Source organism: Halalkalibacter oceani (assembly GCF_023715605.1).
In the GTDB taxonomy this organism is placed as follows: Bacteria; Bacillota; Bacilli; order Bacillales; family Bacillaceae_D; genus Halalkalibacter; species Halalkalibacter oceani.
The window spans coordinates 1-16847 of the sequence record NZ_JAMBOL010000008.1 but is presented as its reverse complement, the minus strand read 5'-3'; the positions used below and the strand labels follow the sequence as shown (position 1 = coordinate 16847).

At 48.5% G+C, this 16847-nt stretch carries 16 protein-coding genes; 13 read left to right on the top strand and 3 right to left on the bottom strand.

The features are described 5' to 3' along the window. Position 1 precedes the first annotated feature (1 nt). From M3202_RS10470 to larC, 8 genes are all read left to right on the top strand, one after another. Positions 2 to 1252 carry a nickel pincer cofactor-dependent isomerase, group 22 gene (locus M3202_RS10470; protein WP_251223292.1) on the top strand — a complete coding sequence of 417 codons (1251 nt, stop codon included), beginning with the start codon at positions 2 to 4 and terminating at the stop codon, positions 1250 to 1252. A 217-nt stretch (positions 1253 to 1469) separates the two neighbouring features. Continuing rightward, on the top strand, positions 1470 to 2912 hold the full coding sequence (locus tag M3202_RS10465) for an aldehyde dehydrogenase family protein (protein WP_251223291.1): 1443 nt from the start codon (positions 1470 to 1472) through the stop codon (positions 2910 to 2912). Positions 2913 to 3038: 126 nt separating this feature from the next. Then, on the top strand, positions 3039 to 4244 hold the full coding sequence (locus tag M3202_RS10460; protein ID WP_251223290.1) for a hydroxyacid-oxoacid transhydrogenase: 1206 nt from the start codon (positions 3039 to 3041) through the stop codon (positions 4242 to 4244). 21 nt (positions 4245 to 4265) lie between these two features. Continuing rightward, complete coding sequence (gene pdxA, locus M3202_RS10455; protein ID WP_251223289.1) at positions 4266 to 5264, top strand: 4-hydroxythreonine-4-phosphate dehydrogenase PdxA; 999 nt, start codon at positions 4266 to 4268, stop codon at positions 5262 to 5264. 23 nt (positions 5265 to 5287) lie between these two features. Further along, positions 5288 to 6268, top strand: coding sequence for a 2-hydroxyacid dehydrogenase (locus M3202_RS10450; protein WP_251223288.1), 981 nt, complete (start codon positions 5288 to 5290; stop codon positions 6266 to 6268). A 132-nt stretch (positions 6269 to 6400) separates the two neighbouring features. Next, positions 6401 to 7237: an ATP-dependent sacrificial sulfur transferase LarE gene (gene larE / locus M3202_RS10445; RefSeq protein ID WP_251223287.1), complete on the top strand. Its 837-nt coding sequence runs from the start codon at positions 6401 to 6403 to the stop codon at positions 7235 to 7237. Further along, on the top strand, positions 7234 to 7983 hold the full coding sequence (gene larB, locus M3202_RS10440; protein WP_251223286.1) for a nickel pincer cofactor biosynthesis protein LarB: 750 nt from the start codon (positions 7234 to 7236) through the stop codon (positions 7981 to 7983). Before larE ends, larB begins: the two co-directional genes overlap by 4 nt. Positions 7984 to 7994: 11 nt before the next feature. Then, positions 7995 to 8729 (top strand): nickel pincer cofactor biosynthesis protein LarC, encoded by a 735-nt coding sequence (gene larC, locus M3202_RS10435; RefSeq protein ID WP_251223285.1) that lies wholly within the window; start codon positions 7995 to 7997, stop codon positions 8727 to 8729. Here the strand turns inward: larC and larC2 are convergent. The 3 genes from larC2 to M3202_RS10420 all read right to left on the bottom strand — a co-directional run bounded on the left by larC2 (position 8717) and on the right by M3202_RS10420 (position 9949). After that, a complete protein-coding gene (larC2, locus tag M3202_RS10430) occupies positions 8717 to 9199 on the bottom strand; it encodes a nickel pincer cofactor biosynthesis protein LarC2 (protein ID WP_285890397.1) in 483 nt (160 codons plus the stop codon). The genes larC and larC2 overlap by 13 nt on opposite strands. Positions 9200 to 9314: 115 nt before the next feature. Continuing rightward, on the bottom strand, positions 9315 to 9641 hold the full coding sequence (locus M3202_RS10425) for a spore coat protein (RefSeq protein ID WP_251193233.1): 327 nt from the start codon (positions 9639 to 9641) through the stop codon (positions 9315 to 9317). A gap of 29 nt (positions 9642 to 9670) precedes the next feature. Then, positions 9671 to 9949, bottom strand: a complete 279-nt coding sequence (locus M3202_RS10420) for a hypothetical protein (RefSeq protein WP_251193232.1) — start codon at positions 9947 to 9949, stop codon at positions 9671 to 9673. Between the two features lie 239 nt (positions 9950 to 10188). On the opposite strand from M3202_RS10420, the gene M3202_RS10415 reads away from it, so the two are divergent. From M3202_RS10415 to gcvH, 5 genes are all read left to right on the top strand, one after another. Continuing rightward, positions 10189 to 12552, top strand: coding sequence for a 3-hydroxyacyl-CoA dehydrogenase/enoyl-CoA hydratase family protein (locus M3202_RS10415; RefSeq protein ID WP_251223284.1), 2364 nt, complete (start codon positions 10189 to 10191; stop codon positions 12550 to 12552). A 21-nt stretch (positions 12553 to 12573) separates the two neighbouring features. After that, positions 12574 to 13752: an acetyl-CoA C-acetyltransferase gene (locus tag M3202_RS10410; protein WP_251223283.1), complete on the top strand. Its 1179-nt coding sequence runs from the start codon at positions 12574 to 12576 to the stop codon at positions 13750 to 13752. Positions 13753 to 13780: 28 nt separating this feature from the next. Continuing rightward, positions 13781 to 15559: an acyl-CoA dehydrogenase FadE gene (locus M3202_RS10405; RefSeq protein WP_251223282.1), complete on the top strand. Its 1779-nt coding sequence runs from the start codon at positions 13781 to 13783 to the stop codon at positions 15557 to 15559. 232 nt (positions 15560 to 15791) lie between these two features. After that, complete coding sequence (locus M3202_RS10400; protein ID WP_251223281.1) at positions 15792 to 16148, top strand: arsenate reductase family protein; 357 nt, start codon at positions 15792 to 15794, stop codon at positions 16146 to 16148. 69 nt (positions 16149 to 16217) lie between these two features. Then, the gene (gcvH, locus tag M3202_RS10395) at positions 16218 to 16604 is read left to right on the top strand and encodes a glycine cleavage system protein GcvH (RefSeq protein ID WP_251223280.1); all 387 of its coding nucleotides are present in this window, start codon (positions 16218 to 16220) and stop codon (positions 16602 to 16604) included. The last annotated feature ends 243 nt before the right edge of the window (positions 16605 to 16847 follow it).

Below are 16847 nucleotides of genomic sequence, written 5' to 3'. Positions count from 1 at the left end.
AATGAGTTTACCTAAAATCGTCAAGATCAAACAGCATTTTACCGGACCGTCCGTTGCGAATATTGATGAGAAAGTAGCGGAAGAGTTTGCAAAAATGGAAATTGCTGAGCGAGTAAAGCCAGGAATGAGCATTGCCATTACGGCAGGCAGCCGAGGAATTGCCAATATCGCGAAGATTATTCGTGCGGCAGCTGATGAAGTGAAAAAGCGCGGCGGTCATCCCTTTATTGTGCCGTCCATGGGAAGCCATGGCGGGGCGACGGCTGAAGGACAAATTGAAGTCTTGGAAAGTCTTGGTGTGACGGAAGAATATTGTGGTGCTGAAATCCGCTCTTCGATGGAAGTAGAGGAAATTGGCGTGACAGAAGCTGGCATCAAAGTGTACATGGACAAAATCGCCTACGAGTCGGACGGCGTAATCCTCGTCAACCGGATTAAAGCTCATACTGATTTCTCTGCGAACATTGAGAGCGGCTTGATGAAAGTAGCTTCAATCGGTCTTGGTAATCATAAGCAGGCGCAGGCGATCCACACGCTTGGTGTCGTCGGAATCCGCGATCATATGCCGCTTGTCGCCGAGGAAGTTTTCAAAAGTGGCAAGATTCTGATGGGAATTGGAATCGTCGAGAATGCTTTTGAAGATACGGCTGAAATTGAAGTCATTCCGGTGGAAAAGATCAAGGAGCGCGAAGAAGCGTTATTGAATTTTTCGAAGTCGTTAATGCCGAAGCTTCCAGTCGATAAGATTGACGTTCTTTTCGTTGATGAGATCGGCAAAAACTATAGTGGAACCGGGATGGATACGAATGTGATCGGCCGCCTTCGCATTTTGAATACGAAGGAGCCTGAAACACCGCAAATCGACTATATTATTACTTCGGATTTGAGCGAGGCTTCGCACGGAAATGCACTCGGAATCGGGCTCGCCGATTTGACGACAAAACGCTTCTTCGACAAAATTGATTACAAGAAGATGAACGAGAATGTCATTACGAGCACATTTTTGAAGCGGGCAAGCGTGCCGATTGTTCTGGAAAGCGATCGCGCAGCAATCGAAACGGCTCTGCGGGGAAGCTGGGGAAAGAAGGCGGAGGAAATCCGTTTTATGAGAATTCCGAATACCCTTCATCTCGAAGAGCTTTATGTTTCAGAATCGTTATTGCCTGAAGTTGAGAAGCTTGATAATGTAGAAGTAATCGGGCAATTGAAAGAGATGGAATTTGACGGAGAAGGTTATTTTAACGGATTTTAATTGATTTCGGGCTTATCATGTCAACCGACAGGAGAGTTCATAAGAAAGTCTACCTTGCGGGTAGATTCGAGGAAGGGCGTCGGCTTCGCACGTTACGCGGATGGCTGGAAACAAGCTCGTTTTCAGCCATTCTTAAAAGATGTAACGCTTCGCACGCCGCTTCTAAGAAAAGCCGCTACGCGGTTTTCTTAAACCAAATCATGAGGAGGACGAACAAATGAATACACAAACAGACAAGGTGGTTACCTACGGAAACCTGGTAGATGGTCAATGGATCGAAGGAACTGAGACATTTACGGTCGAAAACAAATACACTCATGAGCCTTATGCAGAAATTGCAAAAGCAGATAAAGCATTAGTTGATAAAGCGGTCGCGAATGCGAAAGAGACATTTAACTCTGTCAAGCTTCCTGCGACAAAGCGCTACGAAATTTTAATGAAGGCGGCTCAGCTTTTCGAAGAGCGGAAAGAGGATATTGCCCTGGCGATTACGCGCGAAGTAGGTAAGACGATTAAAGATGCACGCGGTGAAGTAGATCGCGGAATCGCGACATTTATCGCATCCGCCGAGGAAGCAAAACGGATTACCGGTCAAGGAATGCCGATTCACGGTCAACCGGGCAACGAAGAGAAAATGGCGTTTTCTATCCGCGTTCCTGTTGGTGTTGTCTGTGCGATTACCCCATTTAACTTCCCTTTTAATTTAACTGCTCACAAAGTTGCTCCTGCGATCGCAGCTGGCAATACGGTTGTGTTGAAGCCTGCTGAAAAAACGCCGGTATCCGCAATCAAGATGGCAGAAATCCTCCTGGAAGCCGGCTTGCCTAAAGGCTTCTTAAATGTCGTCAATGGTTTCGGTCATGAAGTAGGGCCACTTTTGCTTGAAGACGAGCGCATTGCGATGTACACGTTCACCGGCAGTCCGACTGTTGGAAAAATGATTAAGAGTCAGACAGGGATTCGTAAGGTGACTCTTGAATTAGGAAATAACTCCCCGAATATTATTCATCATGATGTTGCTGATCTTGACCGTGCTGTCGAGCTTTGTGTATCACGAGGGTATGTAAACTCCGGGCAAGCTTGTATTTCAGTTCAGCGCATTTATGTTCACCGTGATATTTACGAAGAGGTACTCGAAAAAGCGAAAAAAGTCGCAGAAGCATTTGTCGTTGGTAATCCGGAGGACGAAGCAACGAACATCGGACCAATGATCAGTATCAACGAAGCAGAACGTGCCGAGAAATGGGTGCAGGAAGCGGCTGAGCATGGAGCGCGCATCATTACGGGCGGCAAGCGCGATGGAGCGTTATTCCAGCCGACTGTATTGACGGATGTAAAAGAAGAAATGAAGGTTATGTGTGAAGAGGTCTTTGCGCCGATTGTCAGCATCATTCCTTATGATGATATTTATGAAACATTCGCTGCGGCGAACGATTCGAAATTCGGCTTGCAGGCCGGCTTCTTCACGTCAAATCTGGAGCTTGCGATGAAGGCTGCTCAAGTGCTTGAATTCGGTGGTGTTAACATCAATGATGTCTCCACTTTCCGCGTTGATATTTTGCCATATGGCGGCGTGAAGGACAGCGGTGTCGGCAAAGAAGGTCCACGCAGCGCGGTGGAAGAAATGACAGACGAGAAGTTAATTACAATCCAGCTTTAAGAGCGTGGTAGGTTGGAGCTGTCGCTTTCTTTCTGATCCGGAGGGGAGGAATGCCTTCCGGATCAAACCTACATACAGCTTCGATAGAAAAGGAAAAGACAAACAAACCTGAAGGGATGAGCGAGAATGAGAAACACATGGGAATATTTTTCAACTGAGAATATTATTTTTGGAAATGGAGCCATTACTCGACTTGATGGAGCGTTAAAGCGATTAAAGGCTAAAAATGTTTTCGTCATCACAGACAGAGGAGTTGCTCAGGCGGGCATTTTAGCGAAAGTGACTGAGCAATTGGATTTGCATGGTTACCAGACGGTTGTGTATGATAAAGCGATTCCGGAGCCGCCGATTGAAAGTGTTGTCGAAGCGTATGAATTTGCAAAATCACAAATGAAGACAGATGTCATCATTGGACTTGGCGGGGGAAGCAGTATCGACTTGGCGAAGGTTGTGGCCCTGTTAATGGAATACGGCGGACACCCGACAGATTATTTCGGCGGCGAAAACCTCGTACCTGGACCGATTGCGCCGTTAATCGCGATCCCAACAACGGCTGGTACTGGTTCGGAAGTAACGTCAGTAGCGGTTGTTACCGATACGGAAAACAATATCAAAGTAGGGATTTCCGATAACTTCCTTCGTCCGGCAGTCGCCTTGCTTGATCCGGAATTAACGGTAGGATTGCCTCCTTATGTAACGGCATGTTCAGGAATCGACGCGCTTTCTCACGCTGTAGAAGCATATACAGCAAAAGATTTCCGTTATATTCAATCAAAAGAAAAGCTTCTGTTCCAAGGCTCTTTGCCAATTACAGATGCGCTTGCGCTTCAAGCGATCGAGCTTATTGCCGGTAACTTGGCGGTCGCGGTTCAACAGGGAAGTAATTTAGAAGCGCGCGGCAATATGCTGCTTGGAAGCCTGCTTGCCGGTTTAGCGTTCTCGAATGCCGGAACAGCTTTAGCGCACGCCCTTGCGTACCCGATTGGCGGAAAAGCAAAATCCCCTCATGGTGAGCTGACAGGACTACTACTTCCTTATGTAATGAAGTATAATACAGCTACAGAGCAAGACAAAATGGTCAAAATTGCTCAGGCATTCGGTATCGAACAAGGCTCAAAAACAACAAGAGAATACGCAGAAGCAGCCTCAGAAGCGGTTCTTCAGCTTCTAAAAGATATTAACCTTCCGACGAAGCTGTCCGAGATCGGCGTGAAAGAAGAAGATCTTGAAAGCATTGCTGAAAAAGCATTGCCAATCGAGCGTTTAGTGCGTAACAACCCACGCGTTCCGAATCAAGCCAGCCTGGTTGAATTGTTAAAGCAAGCTTATTAATAGTGTGAAGGTGGAATGGACATGAGTGAAAAACCAAGAATTGCCATTACGATGGGGGATGGAGCGGGGGTCGGACCTGAAATCATTATGAGATCCCTGGCCGATCAATCGCTCTATGAGAGCTGTGCTCCTTTCGTCGTAGGAGATGCGAAAATCCTCAAGCGGGCGAATGAGGTCGTTAAGACAAACTTGACGGTTCGTTCGATTCAATCAGTCGAAGAGGCTGCATTTGAATATGGCACAGTCGATTGTATCGATTTAGATTTACTCCCTGCTGATTTGCCGTTTGGTGAAATTTCCGCTGTTGCCGGTGATGGTTCCTTCCGTTTCTTGGAAAAGGCGATTGCCCTGGCTAACAATGGAGAGATTGAAGGAATTTGTACCGCGCCTTTAAACAAGGAGGCTCTTCATAAAGGGGGACATATTTTCCCCGGCCATACGGAAATTTTGGCTGAGCTGACGGGAACAAAGGACTTTGCGATGATGCTTTCCTCGCCGACATTGCGAGTGATTCATGTTACGACACATGTCGGGCTGCTTGATGCAGTGAAGCTGATCAATCCAGAACGAACGTATAAAGTGATTAAGCTTGCCGATGAAACATTGAAGCGTGCCGGAATTAAGGCGCCTAAGATCGCCGTCTGTGGAATCAACCCTCACGCTGGCGAAAACGGGCTTTTCGGCTACGGAGAAGAGGAAGAAAAGATTGTACCGGCTGTGGAAAAAGCGCAAGAGGAAGGAATCGACGTTGTCGGTCCACTTCCGGCTGATACACTGTTCTTCCGCGCGAACCGTGGCGACTTTGATATTGTGGTTGCGATGTATCATGACCAAGGACACGGACCGATCAAAGTGCTTGGCTTAGAAGCTGGCGTCAACATTACAGTTGGGCTGCCGATCATTCGTACAAGTGTCGATCACGGAACTGCCTTTGATATTGCCGGAAAAGGAATTGCGAGCGAACAAAGCTTGATCGAAGCGATGCGTCAAGCAATTGATTTAGCGCCAAAACGCGGGTAAGGGACGAAGGAGGAACTGGAGCTGTGAAGATTGTATTTACGAGAAAGATTCCGACTGAATTAGTAGAGCCTCTGAAAGAAAAATATGATATTTTCATGTGGGATCGGGAAAATGAGCCGATGCCTTATGAACGCCTGCTTCAGGAGATGAAGGATGCTGACGCGGTGTTTACAAATGTTGCCGACCGTATTGATAAGCAGCTTATTGAGCAGTCACCTTCGTTGAAAGTGATCAGTACAATGGCGGTTGGCTATGACAATATTGATATGGAAGCGGCGACGGCGCGCGGCATTGCGGTCGGACACACTCCCGGTGTGTTAACGGAAGCGACAGCCGATTTAACCTTTACCCTTTTGGTCGCGACGAGCCGGCGAATTGTGGAAGGAATGGATGTAATCCGGCGCAATGAGTGGCAGAGCTGGGGCCCGTTTTTGCTAACAGGGCAAAGCCTTTACAAAGCGACAATCGGCATCATCGGCATGGGAAGAATCGGACAAGGTGTGGCAAGACGCGCCAAAGGGTTCGATATGAACATTCTTTACCATAACCGTTCGCGCAAGCCGGAGGCCGAGGCTGAATTGGGCGCTGTGTATTGTTCCATTGAGGAGCTGCTGCGACAGTCGGATTACGTCGTACTGCTGGCCCCGTCGACTCCGGAAACGAAAAACATGATTTCTCATGAGCAATTTGAGATGATGAAGAAGACCGCTGTTTTTATTAATACATCACGCGGCACGAATGTTGACGAAGAAGCATTGTATCAGGCGTTAAAAGAAGAAAAAATCTTTGCTGCCGGTCTGGATGTTTTTGAAACAGAACCAATTTCAAACGATCATCCTTTGCTGACGCTTCACAATGTGATCGCTCTTCCTCATATTGGAAGTGCGAATGTCGAAACAAGAATGAAAATGGCCACCCTGGCGATCGAAAATATTGAAAAAGGCTTGGCGGGGGAGCGGCTGACTCATATTGTGAATGATGAGATCTATGGAAATGGTAAATAAGCAATCTTTCAATTCCCGTTCTATCCCGTACTTATGTTAAAATAAAGATAACGTATGATAAGAGCCTCTTTGGTATAAAGAGGCTCTTGCCTATACAAACATAAGAGAGTGAAAAAGGAGAGTGTAGGATAGATGGAACAAACCCATTCAACAGCAGAAAAGCTTGCGCATCTCGATGACATTTTACGTTCCATGGAGCGCGTGCTGGTGGCCTTTTCCGGAGGAGTAGATAGTACGTTTTTATTAGCGCGTGCCAAAGAAGTATTGGGGGATCAAGTTATTGCTGTAACAGCAGCTTCAGAAACGTTCCCGACACGTGAATTCAATGAAGCGATTGCCCTTGCGCAAGAGATGGGCGTTAAATATATGAAAACCGAGGTAAGTGAGCTGGCGAACGAGAACTTTGTGAAAAACGAACCGGACCGCTGCTTCCACTGCAAAGACGGCTTGTATCAGCATTTAAATGAGCTGGCGCAAAAGGAAGGGTATCCATTTATTCTTGACGGCGCAAACCGTGATGATGTCGGTGACTATCGTCCGGGGATGAAGGCGGCCCGCTCGCAAGGGGTGAGAAGCCCGTTGCTTGAAGCCGGGTTAACGAAGCAGGAGATTAGAGATCTTTCAAAAGAAATGAATCTGCGAACGTGGAACAAACCGTCATTCGCCTGCCTGTCTTCGCGAATCCCTTACGGTAAACGAATTACACAGGAAGCGATTGATCAGCTCGACCTCGCGGAAGACTTTTTATTAAAGCTTGGCTTTTATCAGGTGCGTGTCCGCCATCATGAGAAGCTGGCGAGAATTGAAGTGATGCCGAATGAATTGCAAAAAGTGATTGATTATCATGAAACGATTCATAAACGTTTTAAAGAAATCGGCTTTCAGTATGTGACACTTGACCTTCAAGGGTATCGTACCGGAAGCATGAATGAAGTACTGGCAGCAGGTAGTAAGGAGCAGAATGCATGAGCAATGAAATCAAGGAATGGCTGAAAAAGGTCGAAGCTGGAGAGCTTCGGGCAGAGGAAGCCTATGAACAAATAAAAGGCTATGAGGATATTGACGGCTTTGCCAAGATCGATGTCCAGCGGGTAAAGCGTAAAGGCTTTCCCGAGGTGATTTATGGGGAAGGAAAAACAGCGGAGCAAATTCAAGCGATCTTCTCCCGTTTAATGACCCATCATGAAACCGTTTTAGCGACGAGAATATCAAAGGAGAAGGCTGAACAATTAGTGCCACAGCTTGTCCATGTGACCTATGATGAATGTTCCCGAACGCTGCTCTATGACGAGCGAAAAAGCTTCCGCAGCTATGGCAAAGTTGGCGTGCTTTGCGCCGGGACGAGTGATCTGCCTGTCGCCGAAGAAGCGGCGATAACGGCCCAGGCAATGGGGCTTGAAATCGCCCGCTTTTATGATATCGGCGTCGCTGGCATCCACCGTCTTTTTGATCAGCTTGAGCAAATTCGCACATGTGATGTATTAATTGTCGTTGCCGGAATGGAAGGAGCGCTGGTCAGCGTAGTCGGCGGACTTGTCCAGCAGCCGATCTTAGCAGTGCCGACAAGCATTGGCTACGGGGCGAGCTTTCATGGGGTCGCCGCTCTTTTGACGATGCTTAATTCATGCGCGTCCGGCGTCTCGGTTGTGAACATAGATAATGGATTTGGTGCGGCGTATCAGGCTGCGCTCATTTCACGAATAAAAAAAGAATAGGAGTACAGCAAATGAAAACGTTATATATCGATTGCAGCCTGTCCGGCATTAGCGGGGATATGACGATGGGAGCGTTAATCGATCTTGGCGCCGATGTGGCCGAGATTGAAGCAAAGCTGTCGAGCCTGCCGATTGAGCCATTTACGATAAAGGCTGAGGGCGTCATCAAAAAAGGCATCTACGCCCAGCAATTTAAAGTGATTGAAAAGGAAGACGAGCGCGCGACAAATCATCGTCACTTCTCTACGATTAAAAAAATGATCGAAGAATGTGAAGCGCTTTCTGACAATGTCAAGCAGCTGAGCCTGCAAATTTTTCAACCGATCGCCGAGGCGGAAGCGAAGATTCATCATTCTTCGTTGGAAAAGGTTCACTTTCATGAAGTCGGCGCGGTTGACTCCATTGTCGATATTGTCGGGACGGCACTCGCGCTGGAACAGCTGGAGGTCGAAAAAATAGTCGCCGCGCCGGTCGTTGTCGGTTCCGGGACGATCCATATCGATCATGGCGTCTATCCGATTCCTGCACCGGCCACATTGGAAATGCTGACGGAGATCCCTGTCGAAAGCACGACGATCCGTGGCGAACTGACGACACCGACAGGCGCGGGAATTTTAAAAGGGATTGTCTCAGAATTTGGGCCGATGCCGAGCATGACCGTGGAAAAAATCGGTTATGGGGCGGGAGAAAAGGATTTCCCGCACCACCCAAATGTCCTTCGTGTCGTATTAGGTCAATCGCGCTGATAGCGCGGTAACTCCTTCCAAACAGCCTGAAACACATGCTTGAGCGGAATCGCCGCTTCTTCGGCCAGACGCTTGCAATCGTCATACTCCGGCGCGGCCTGGACGACCTGGCCGTTATGGAGTCCTTCCTTGATCGTCACAGCGCCCCAGGGAGTCTCGACCTGGCGAAAGCGCCGTTCAAGCCGGTGAACGTGGAGCGGGTAGTAGCGGACGCCGAGCGTCGTCGTTTCGGCGAAAATAAGCGTCTTAAGCTCGTCCAGCTTATTCGCGGCACAAAGAAGCTGCAGCATCACACCCGGCCGGTTTTTTTTCATGTAGATCGGTATGTAAAAGACATCGTTTGCCCCTTTTTCGAGCAGTTTATCAAGCAAATGACCAAGCCATTCGGGCGACATATCATCAAGATTAACTTCCAGCTTGATCATATGCTCATCGATATGTTCATCTTTATGGGAAAAGTCTAAGCGCAATGTGTCACATTCCTTTCGTAGCGTTCATCTTTTTGCCCTTAGTATAGCATGAGCCTGGGCCAGAAAGGCTGATTTTCACCTTTCTGACCCAGGCTTTTCATCTTAGTCCTTTTCTCTACTGCTGATAAGGAAATTGGTTGCTATATCCAGAAAACTGTTGGTACTCCTGAGACAGCTTTTGCTGGTCGGCTGCTTCAAGCGCATAGAACCCTTTACGGAACATCGTAGTATAGAGCTGGCGCTGGCAGTCCTGGGTTTCCTGGAAAATGCCTGCAATATCCTGATACAGCTGTTGATGGCTGGCTTCATTTAAAAAAATGCCGTAGCCGGAAGTCATATATTTCTCAGTCGACAGTTGGTCGTTGAGAAAGTCGCGCTCTGACATTTGCGGGGTTTTTGGAACTTGCATTTCCGGATTTTGAATCTTTTGCTGTTGATTCATGGAATAGCCTCCTCACGAATAGTGAAAAATTATTGAAGCGATGCAGCTTGCTGATTTGTCGCCTGCAGATGGTTCAAGATCTTTGTGTAATGACGCTGGTGCATTTGACCTGCTTGATCAAGGACCTGCTTAATTTCCTGGTCCTGACATTGTTCAGCAAAGAAGTGGGCTTTTTTCATCGCAAGTAAGTTCCAAGACAGCATATCTGTAAGATAAAGCTGATCCTTCGTTGAAATAACAGCCGGCGGCTCAGGCATAATCGGTTGCTGCTGATTGGCTTGAAATTGATTCATTTGCTGCTGTTGCATGAGAATCCCCCTTTGTTGTCAAAGACATATCCGTTGGACGGATACATGTTATAGTGTGAAAAAAACGAGTGACATTTATCCAGTCAGTACGAGGAGTAAGTTCCAGTTATTAGCGAGGAAACAGGAGATTACATTTTTTTCAGAATCTTCCTTGCAAAACGGGCAGCATTCCGGTATCCTAAACTAAACTGAATGAATATTCATTCAATCCGATCTAGCCTGCTCAAAAGGAGGATATGATGATGCGTCGTATTCGTAAAGCCGCAGTGATCGGCTCTGGTGTTATGGGCTCGGGAATTGCCGCCCATTTAGCCAACATTGGAATTCCGTCGATTCTGCTCGATATTGTTCCAGAAGAACTGACACCAATGGAGAAGAAGCATGGCGCCACACTTGCTGATCAAAGCGTGCGTAATCGCTACAGCCTTGAAGCAATCAACAAACTGCAAGGACAAAAACCGGCCCCTCTTGTCAGTAAACAACGTCTATCCTACATCGAACCAGGGAACCTCGAAGATGATTTGCATAAGCTGAAAACCGTTGACTGGATTATTGAAGCCGTCGTCGAAAATATTGATGTTAAAAAAGAGATCATGCGGATGATTGAGCCGGTGCGGAAGCAAGATGCAATTGTTACCTCGAATACATCCGGAATTTCAATTGAGGAAATAGCAGCCGGCTGTTCTGACGAGTTTTCTGCCCATTTTCTTGGTGCTCATTTTTTCAATCCCCCCAGATACTTACCTTTACTAGAACTCATTCCAACATCACGCACAAATGACGAAATCACGACTTTTATGAAAGCGTTTGCTGAAACGACACTCGGAAAAGGGGTTGTGTTATGTAAAGATACGCCCAATTTTATCGCTAACCGGATCGGGACATTTTCACTGCTCAGCACCGTCAACGAGATGCTTGCCAATGGATATTCGATTGGGGAAGTCGATTCTGTTACCGGGCCTCTGCTTGGTAGACCGAAAAGCGCGACCTTTCGCACGCTCGATGTTGTCGGCCTCGATACGTTTTTGCATGTGGCGCAAAACGTTACAAAGGTCGCCAGCGGCAGAGAACGCGAAGTTATGACACCGCCCGCTTTTATCCGGGAGATGGTTGACAAGGGCTGGATCGGCGCTAAGGCTGGGCAAGGCTTTTACAAAAAACAGCCGGACGGCATTCTTGAAATTAACCCTCATACGCTTGAATACGAACGACGAAAAAAGCTGCAGGCTCCGTCTGTTGAGCAGGCAAAGAAAGCAAAAAACGCACGGGAAAAGATAAAGATGATGGCGGCTGCCGAGGATCGCGCCGGACGGCTCGTCTGGGCCATTCTCAAGCCTTTGCTGTTATTTTCGGCGGAAAAGGTTGATGAAATCGCCAATGAGATTCAATCAATTGATCAGGCGATGAAATGGGGGTTCGGCTGGGAGCTGGGTCCTTTTGAGATTTGGGATGCCCTCGGTGTCGCCGAAACTGTGACGCGGATGGAGAAGGAAGGCGAAACGGTACCCGATTGGATCAAGGAGATGCTCGATAAAGGTTTTGATCGTTTTTATCATGAGGACAGCTTTTACAATCAGGGACAGTATGAGCTACCGGCTGTATCAGAAAAAATCATTCATCTGTCAAAAGCGGATAAGCTGATTATGAAAAATGCCGGAGCGTCGCTTCATGATATTGGCGACGGGGTCGCCTTGCTGGAATTTCACTCTGAGACCAATTCAATCGGGCTTGATGCCATTCAGATGATCCGCAAGTCGATTGTCGAGGTAGAACAGAACTATCAGGGGCTTGTGATCGGCAATTACGGCAAAAACTTTTGTGTTGGCGCGAATTTGATGCTGCTGCTGATGGAAGCACAGGATGACAACTATCCGGAGATTGATTATGTCGTCCGGCAATTTCAGCAGGCATCCGCGGCGATTCGCTATGCCGCTGTTCCAGTTGTGACGGCGCCGTACGGGATGACGCTTGGCGGTGGTGCTGAAATATGCCTTCCGTCAGCGAGCATTCAAGCCGCATTGGAAACGTATATCGGCTTAGTCGAAGTCGGTGTCGGCCTGATTCCGGGAGGCGGTGGAAATAAGGAGCTGTATCTTCGTCAGCTGGAACGGCTCCCGTCAGGAGTGAAGCTCGATCTGCAGCCAATCGCCAATGCTGTTTTTGAAACGGTCGCGATGGCGAAAGTATCCACCTCGGCCGAGGAAGCAAGAGAGATCGGATTTTTCAGCGAACGTGATGATTGGATTGCCAATCAGGCCTTCATCATTGCCGAAGCGAAGCGGCAGGCCATTCATCTGGCTGAAAAAGGCTACCGCCCTCCGCAAAAGCGGCCGATCCCCGTCGTCGGGGAAACCGGCTACGCGACGATGCTGCTCGGTGCCAAAGCGCTGAAAACCGGCGGGAGAATTTCTGAGCATGATGTAAAAATTGCCGATAAGCTTGCCTTTGTCATCGCCGGAGGACGGGTGGCAAAAGGCGCGTATGTCGATGAACAATATTTGCTTGACCTTGAACGCGAGGCTTTCCTAAGCCTGATCGGAGAACCGAAGACACAGCAGCGGATGCAGCATATGCTACTGAAAAGAAAACCGCTTCGCAATTAAAGGAGAAAGGAAGGATGGCATATGAAAGAGGCAGTTATTGTTGCCGGTGCACGGACGCCGGTCGGAAAAGCAAAGCGCGGGAGCCTTGCCGCTGTACGGCCCGATGACTTAGGCGCCTTAACCGTCGAGGAGACGTTAAAGCGGGCAAATCATTTCGATGCCGCTGACATTGATGATCTGATCATCGGCTGCGCGATGCCTGAGGCCGAGCAGGGGATGAATGTCGCGCGCACGATCGCGATGCTGGCCGGAATGCCGCATCGCGTGCCGGCGATCACCGTGAATCGTTATTGCTCATCCGGCCTGCAAAGCATTGCGTTTGCGGCGGAAAAAATTATGCTCGGTCAGGCGAATGCGATCATCGCGGGAGGAGTCGAGTCGATGAGCATGATTCCGATGGGCGGTCATGTGATTGCCGCCAACCCCCGTCTGATCAGCGAACAGCCTGAGTATTATATGACAATGGGACATACGGCGGAAGAAGTCGCGCGCCGCTTTGGTGTTTCGCGCGAGGATCAGGATGCGTTTGCTGCTGAAAGTCATAAACGCGCCGGCGCTGCCCAGGAAGCGGGGCGGTTTAACGAGGAAATCATCGCCGTTGAGGGTGTTAAACGAGCCGTTGATCAGGAGCAGCTCGTCGAGGAACCGTTTACCTTTGCGGTTGATGAAGGGGTAAGGCGGGAGACGACTGTTGAGGTGCTCAAGCAGCTCAAACCGGTATTTCATCCAAAAGGGACTGTAACAGCCGGCAATGCTTCGCAAATGAGTGATGGAGCGGCGGCGGTCCTGGTGATGGAGAAAAATCAGGCCGTTGCCAGAGGGCTGAGTCCTGTCGTAAAGTTTCGTTCCTTTGCCGTGGCGGGTGTTGCCCCGGAAATCATGGGCATTGGCCCGGTAGAGGCAATTCCGAAGGCGGTAAGAATGGCCGGTTTGCAGCTGGAGGACATTGGGCTGTTCGAGTTGAACGAGGCGTTTGCCGCTCAGGCACTTCAAGTCATTCGCGAGCTGAAGCTTGATGAAGAAAAGGTCAATGTCAACGGCGGGGCGATTGCTCTCGGCCATCCGCTCGGTTGTACGGGAACAAAGCTGACGCTGACGTTAATGCATGAGATGAAGCGGCGCGGGCAGCAGTTTGGTGTTGTGACGATGTGTATTGGCGGCGGGATGGGAGCAGCCGGCGTATTTGAATTAATCGGCTAACTGGTAGCGAAAAAAGGAGGAGAAAACGATGGGGCAAACGTCGGATCGGACCGTGAAAGGCGGCAGCTTTTTAATTGAGGATGCGGCAGCAGATAGTTTCACTCCGGAGGATTTCACTGATGAACAAAAAATGATCGCCAAGCTGACGGCTGATTTTACCGTCAATGAAGTCGTACCGCTGCTCGATAAGATTGAGCAGCATGAATTCTCGCATACCATTCAGCTCCTGAAACAGGCAGGCGAGCTTGGCCTGCTCGGCGCTGACATTCCTGAGGAATATGGCGGCCTCGGGCTTGATAAAATCAGCTCGACCTTGATCGCCGAAAAACTGGCGCGTGGAGGCTCCTTTGCCTTAAGCCATGGCGCGCATGTCGGCATCGGCTCTTTGCCGATTGTCTTTTTCGGAAATGAACAGCAAAAGAAAAAGTATCTCCCTTCCTTGGCGACAGGAGAACGGATTGCCGCTTACGCATTAACTGAACCGAGCTCGGGATCGGATGCGCTCAGTGCGAAAACGACGGCGGTGTTGAATGAAGCGGGGACACATTATGTAGTAAACGGGGAAAAGCAATGGATTACCAATTCAGCTTTTGCGGATCTTTTTATTGTTTATGCGCAAATCGATGGCAAGGCATTCTCCGCCTTTATCGTTGAGCGGGATTTCGAAGGTGTGAAGACAGGGATAGAAGAGAAGAAGATGGGCATTAAAGGCTCTTCGACTCGGACTGTTATTTTGGAAAATGCCCAGGTGCCGAAGGAGAATTTGCTTGGAGAAGCGGGGAAAGGTCATCTGATCGCCTTCAACATTTTGAACATTGGACGATTTAAGCTTGGAGTCGGCTGTGTAGGCAGCGCCAAACGGGCGATTGAGCTGGCGGCCGGCTATGCAAATGAGCGTAAACAATTCAACACGCCGATCGGACAATTTCGCTTAATTCAGGAGAAGCTGGCGGAAATGGCGGTCGCGACATACGCGACAGAAAGCGCGGTCTATCGGACCGGGGGATTAATCGAGCAACGCTTCGGCAGCTTAACAGAGGAGGAGCAGAAAAGCGGGCGCGCTGTCGCAGGGGCGATCGCCGAATATGCGATTGAGTGCTCACTGAATAAAATTGCCGGCTCAGAGCTGCTTGATTTTGTTGTCGATGAGGCGGTGCAAATCCATGGCGGCTATGGGTATATGGCGGAATATGAAGTGGAACGGATGTATCGTGATTCACGAATTAACCGGATTTTTGAAGGGACGAATGAAATCAACCGGCTGATCGTCCCCGGCACATTGCTGCGCAAAGCGATGAAAGGCGAGCTTCCCCTTTTGGAAAAAGCGGGAGCGCTGCAAGAGGAGCTTGTTCAGCTGCTTCCGGCCGAGGTCGGGTCAGGGCCGCTCGAACAGGAAAAGCAGCTGCTTTCAATGGCGAAGAAGATCTTTCTTTTTGTTGCGGGTCTGGGCGTTCGAACATACGGCGAAGCATTGCAGCAGGAGCAGGAGCTGCTTGCCAATGTCGCCGATATTGTCAATGATATTTATCAGATGGAGTCAGCTATTTTACGGACGGAAAAGGCACGAAGCGGGGCGAACGACAAAGGGGACCGGAAGCTTATCATGACGCAAATCTTCTGCCAGGAAGCGTTTCAGCGGATTGAGGCCAACGCAAAGGAATCTCTGATTATGATGGAGGAGGGCGATCAGCGGCGGATGCTGCTCGGTATTTTGCGCAAGCTGACACGGCACGAAGCGATTGATGTGGTAAAGAAAAAACGGCTGATTGCCGCTGCGGTTCTCGAGGAGAGCGGCTATATCAGCTAGGAGATTTGAAAAGAGGGTGGGGCTGGGCAAAAGGTGACAAATCAACCTTCCCGCTCCCCCTTCAGTTTTTTTAAAAGACAGTTCCAAAGTATGAAATAGCAGGAAAGTGGGACAATGAGGATGTGGCGAAAAAGAGTTGTCATAAGATTGAAAGAAAATGATAGGCAAAATCATTGTACAAAAAAAGCAGATCGGCAATAATGAAAGCAGGCGTATGGAAAGGAGGGGTATGATGACGATTAGCTTCTACCACTATCCAAAATGTGGGACTTGCCGAAAAGCCAAAAAATGGCTGGACGAGCATGGGATTGCCGTGAAAGACATACATATTGTCGATCATCCGCCGACAAAAAATGAACTGGAAACAATGTGGAAGAAGAGTGGATTGGAATTAAAGAAGTTCTTTAACACAAGCGGGCAAAAGTATCGCGAATTAGGTTTAAAGGACAAGCTTGCGGGAATGTCAGAGGATGAGGCTCTGGAACTTCTGGCCTCTGACGGGATGCTGATCAAGCGCCCGCTCACAACCGACGGAGAGAACGTAACCGTTGGATTTAAGGAAGAACAATTTGAACAGGTTTGGCAATAATTCATTTTGTTTTATTGAAAAAGTAGGTATAATTAGAAAAAACAGTGGATCATGATGGAGGGATTTTTTATGAGCAATTTACCAAATGAGTTAAAGTATTCTGAAGAGCATGAGTGGGTAAAAGTTGAAGGAGATAAAGTTCGTATCGGGATTACGGACTTCGCTCAATCCGAGCTTGGCGACATCGTGTTTGTCGAGCTTCCGGAAGTCGGGGACGACATCGAAGCGGACGAGCCTTTTGGCAGCGTAGAATCGGTCAAAACGGTTTCTGAGCTTTATGCTCCTATAAGCGGCAAGGTTGTTGAAGTGAATGAAGAGCTTGATGATTCTCCTGAATTTGTCAATGAATCCCCTTATGAAAAAGCGTGGATGATCGTTGTCGAGCCAAGCGATTCTTCAGAAATTGACAAGCTGATGACAGCGGAGCAATACAAGGAAATGATTTCAGAGGACTAAAAGAAAGCTAATGGAGCTGGGATAAGCAGGTTGATGTTACCTGTGGCCCCAGCTCTTTTTTCTCGTGTGACGGCATCGTAAAACGATGAAAGGGCACCATAACAATAACTTCTGATAAGGAGCATTCCTGTAATGAAGAAATTTGAGGATTGAACAAAAAAGAGCCCTCTTGGTATTATACGAGGTGTCCAAAGCTTCGAAGCAAAAATGGACCCTTAAATTAGTAACCAAGGAGGACTCGTA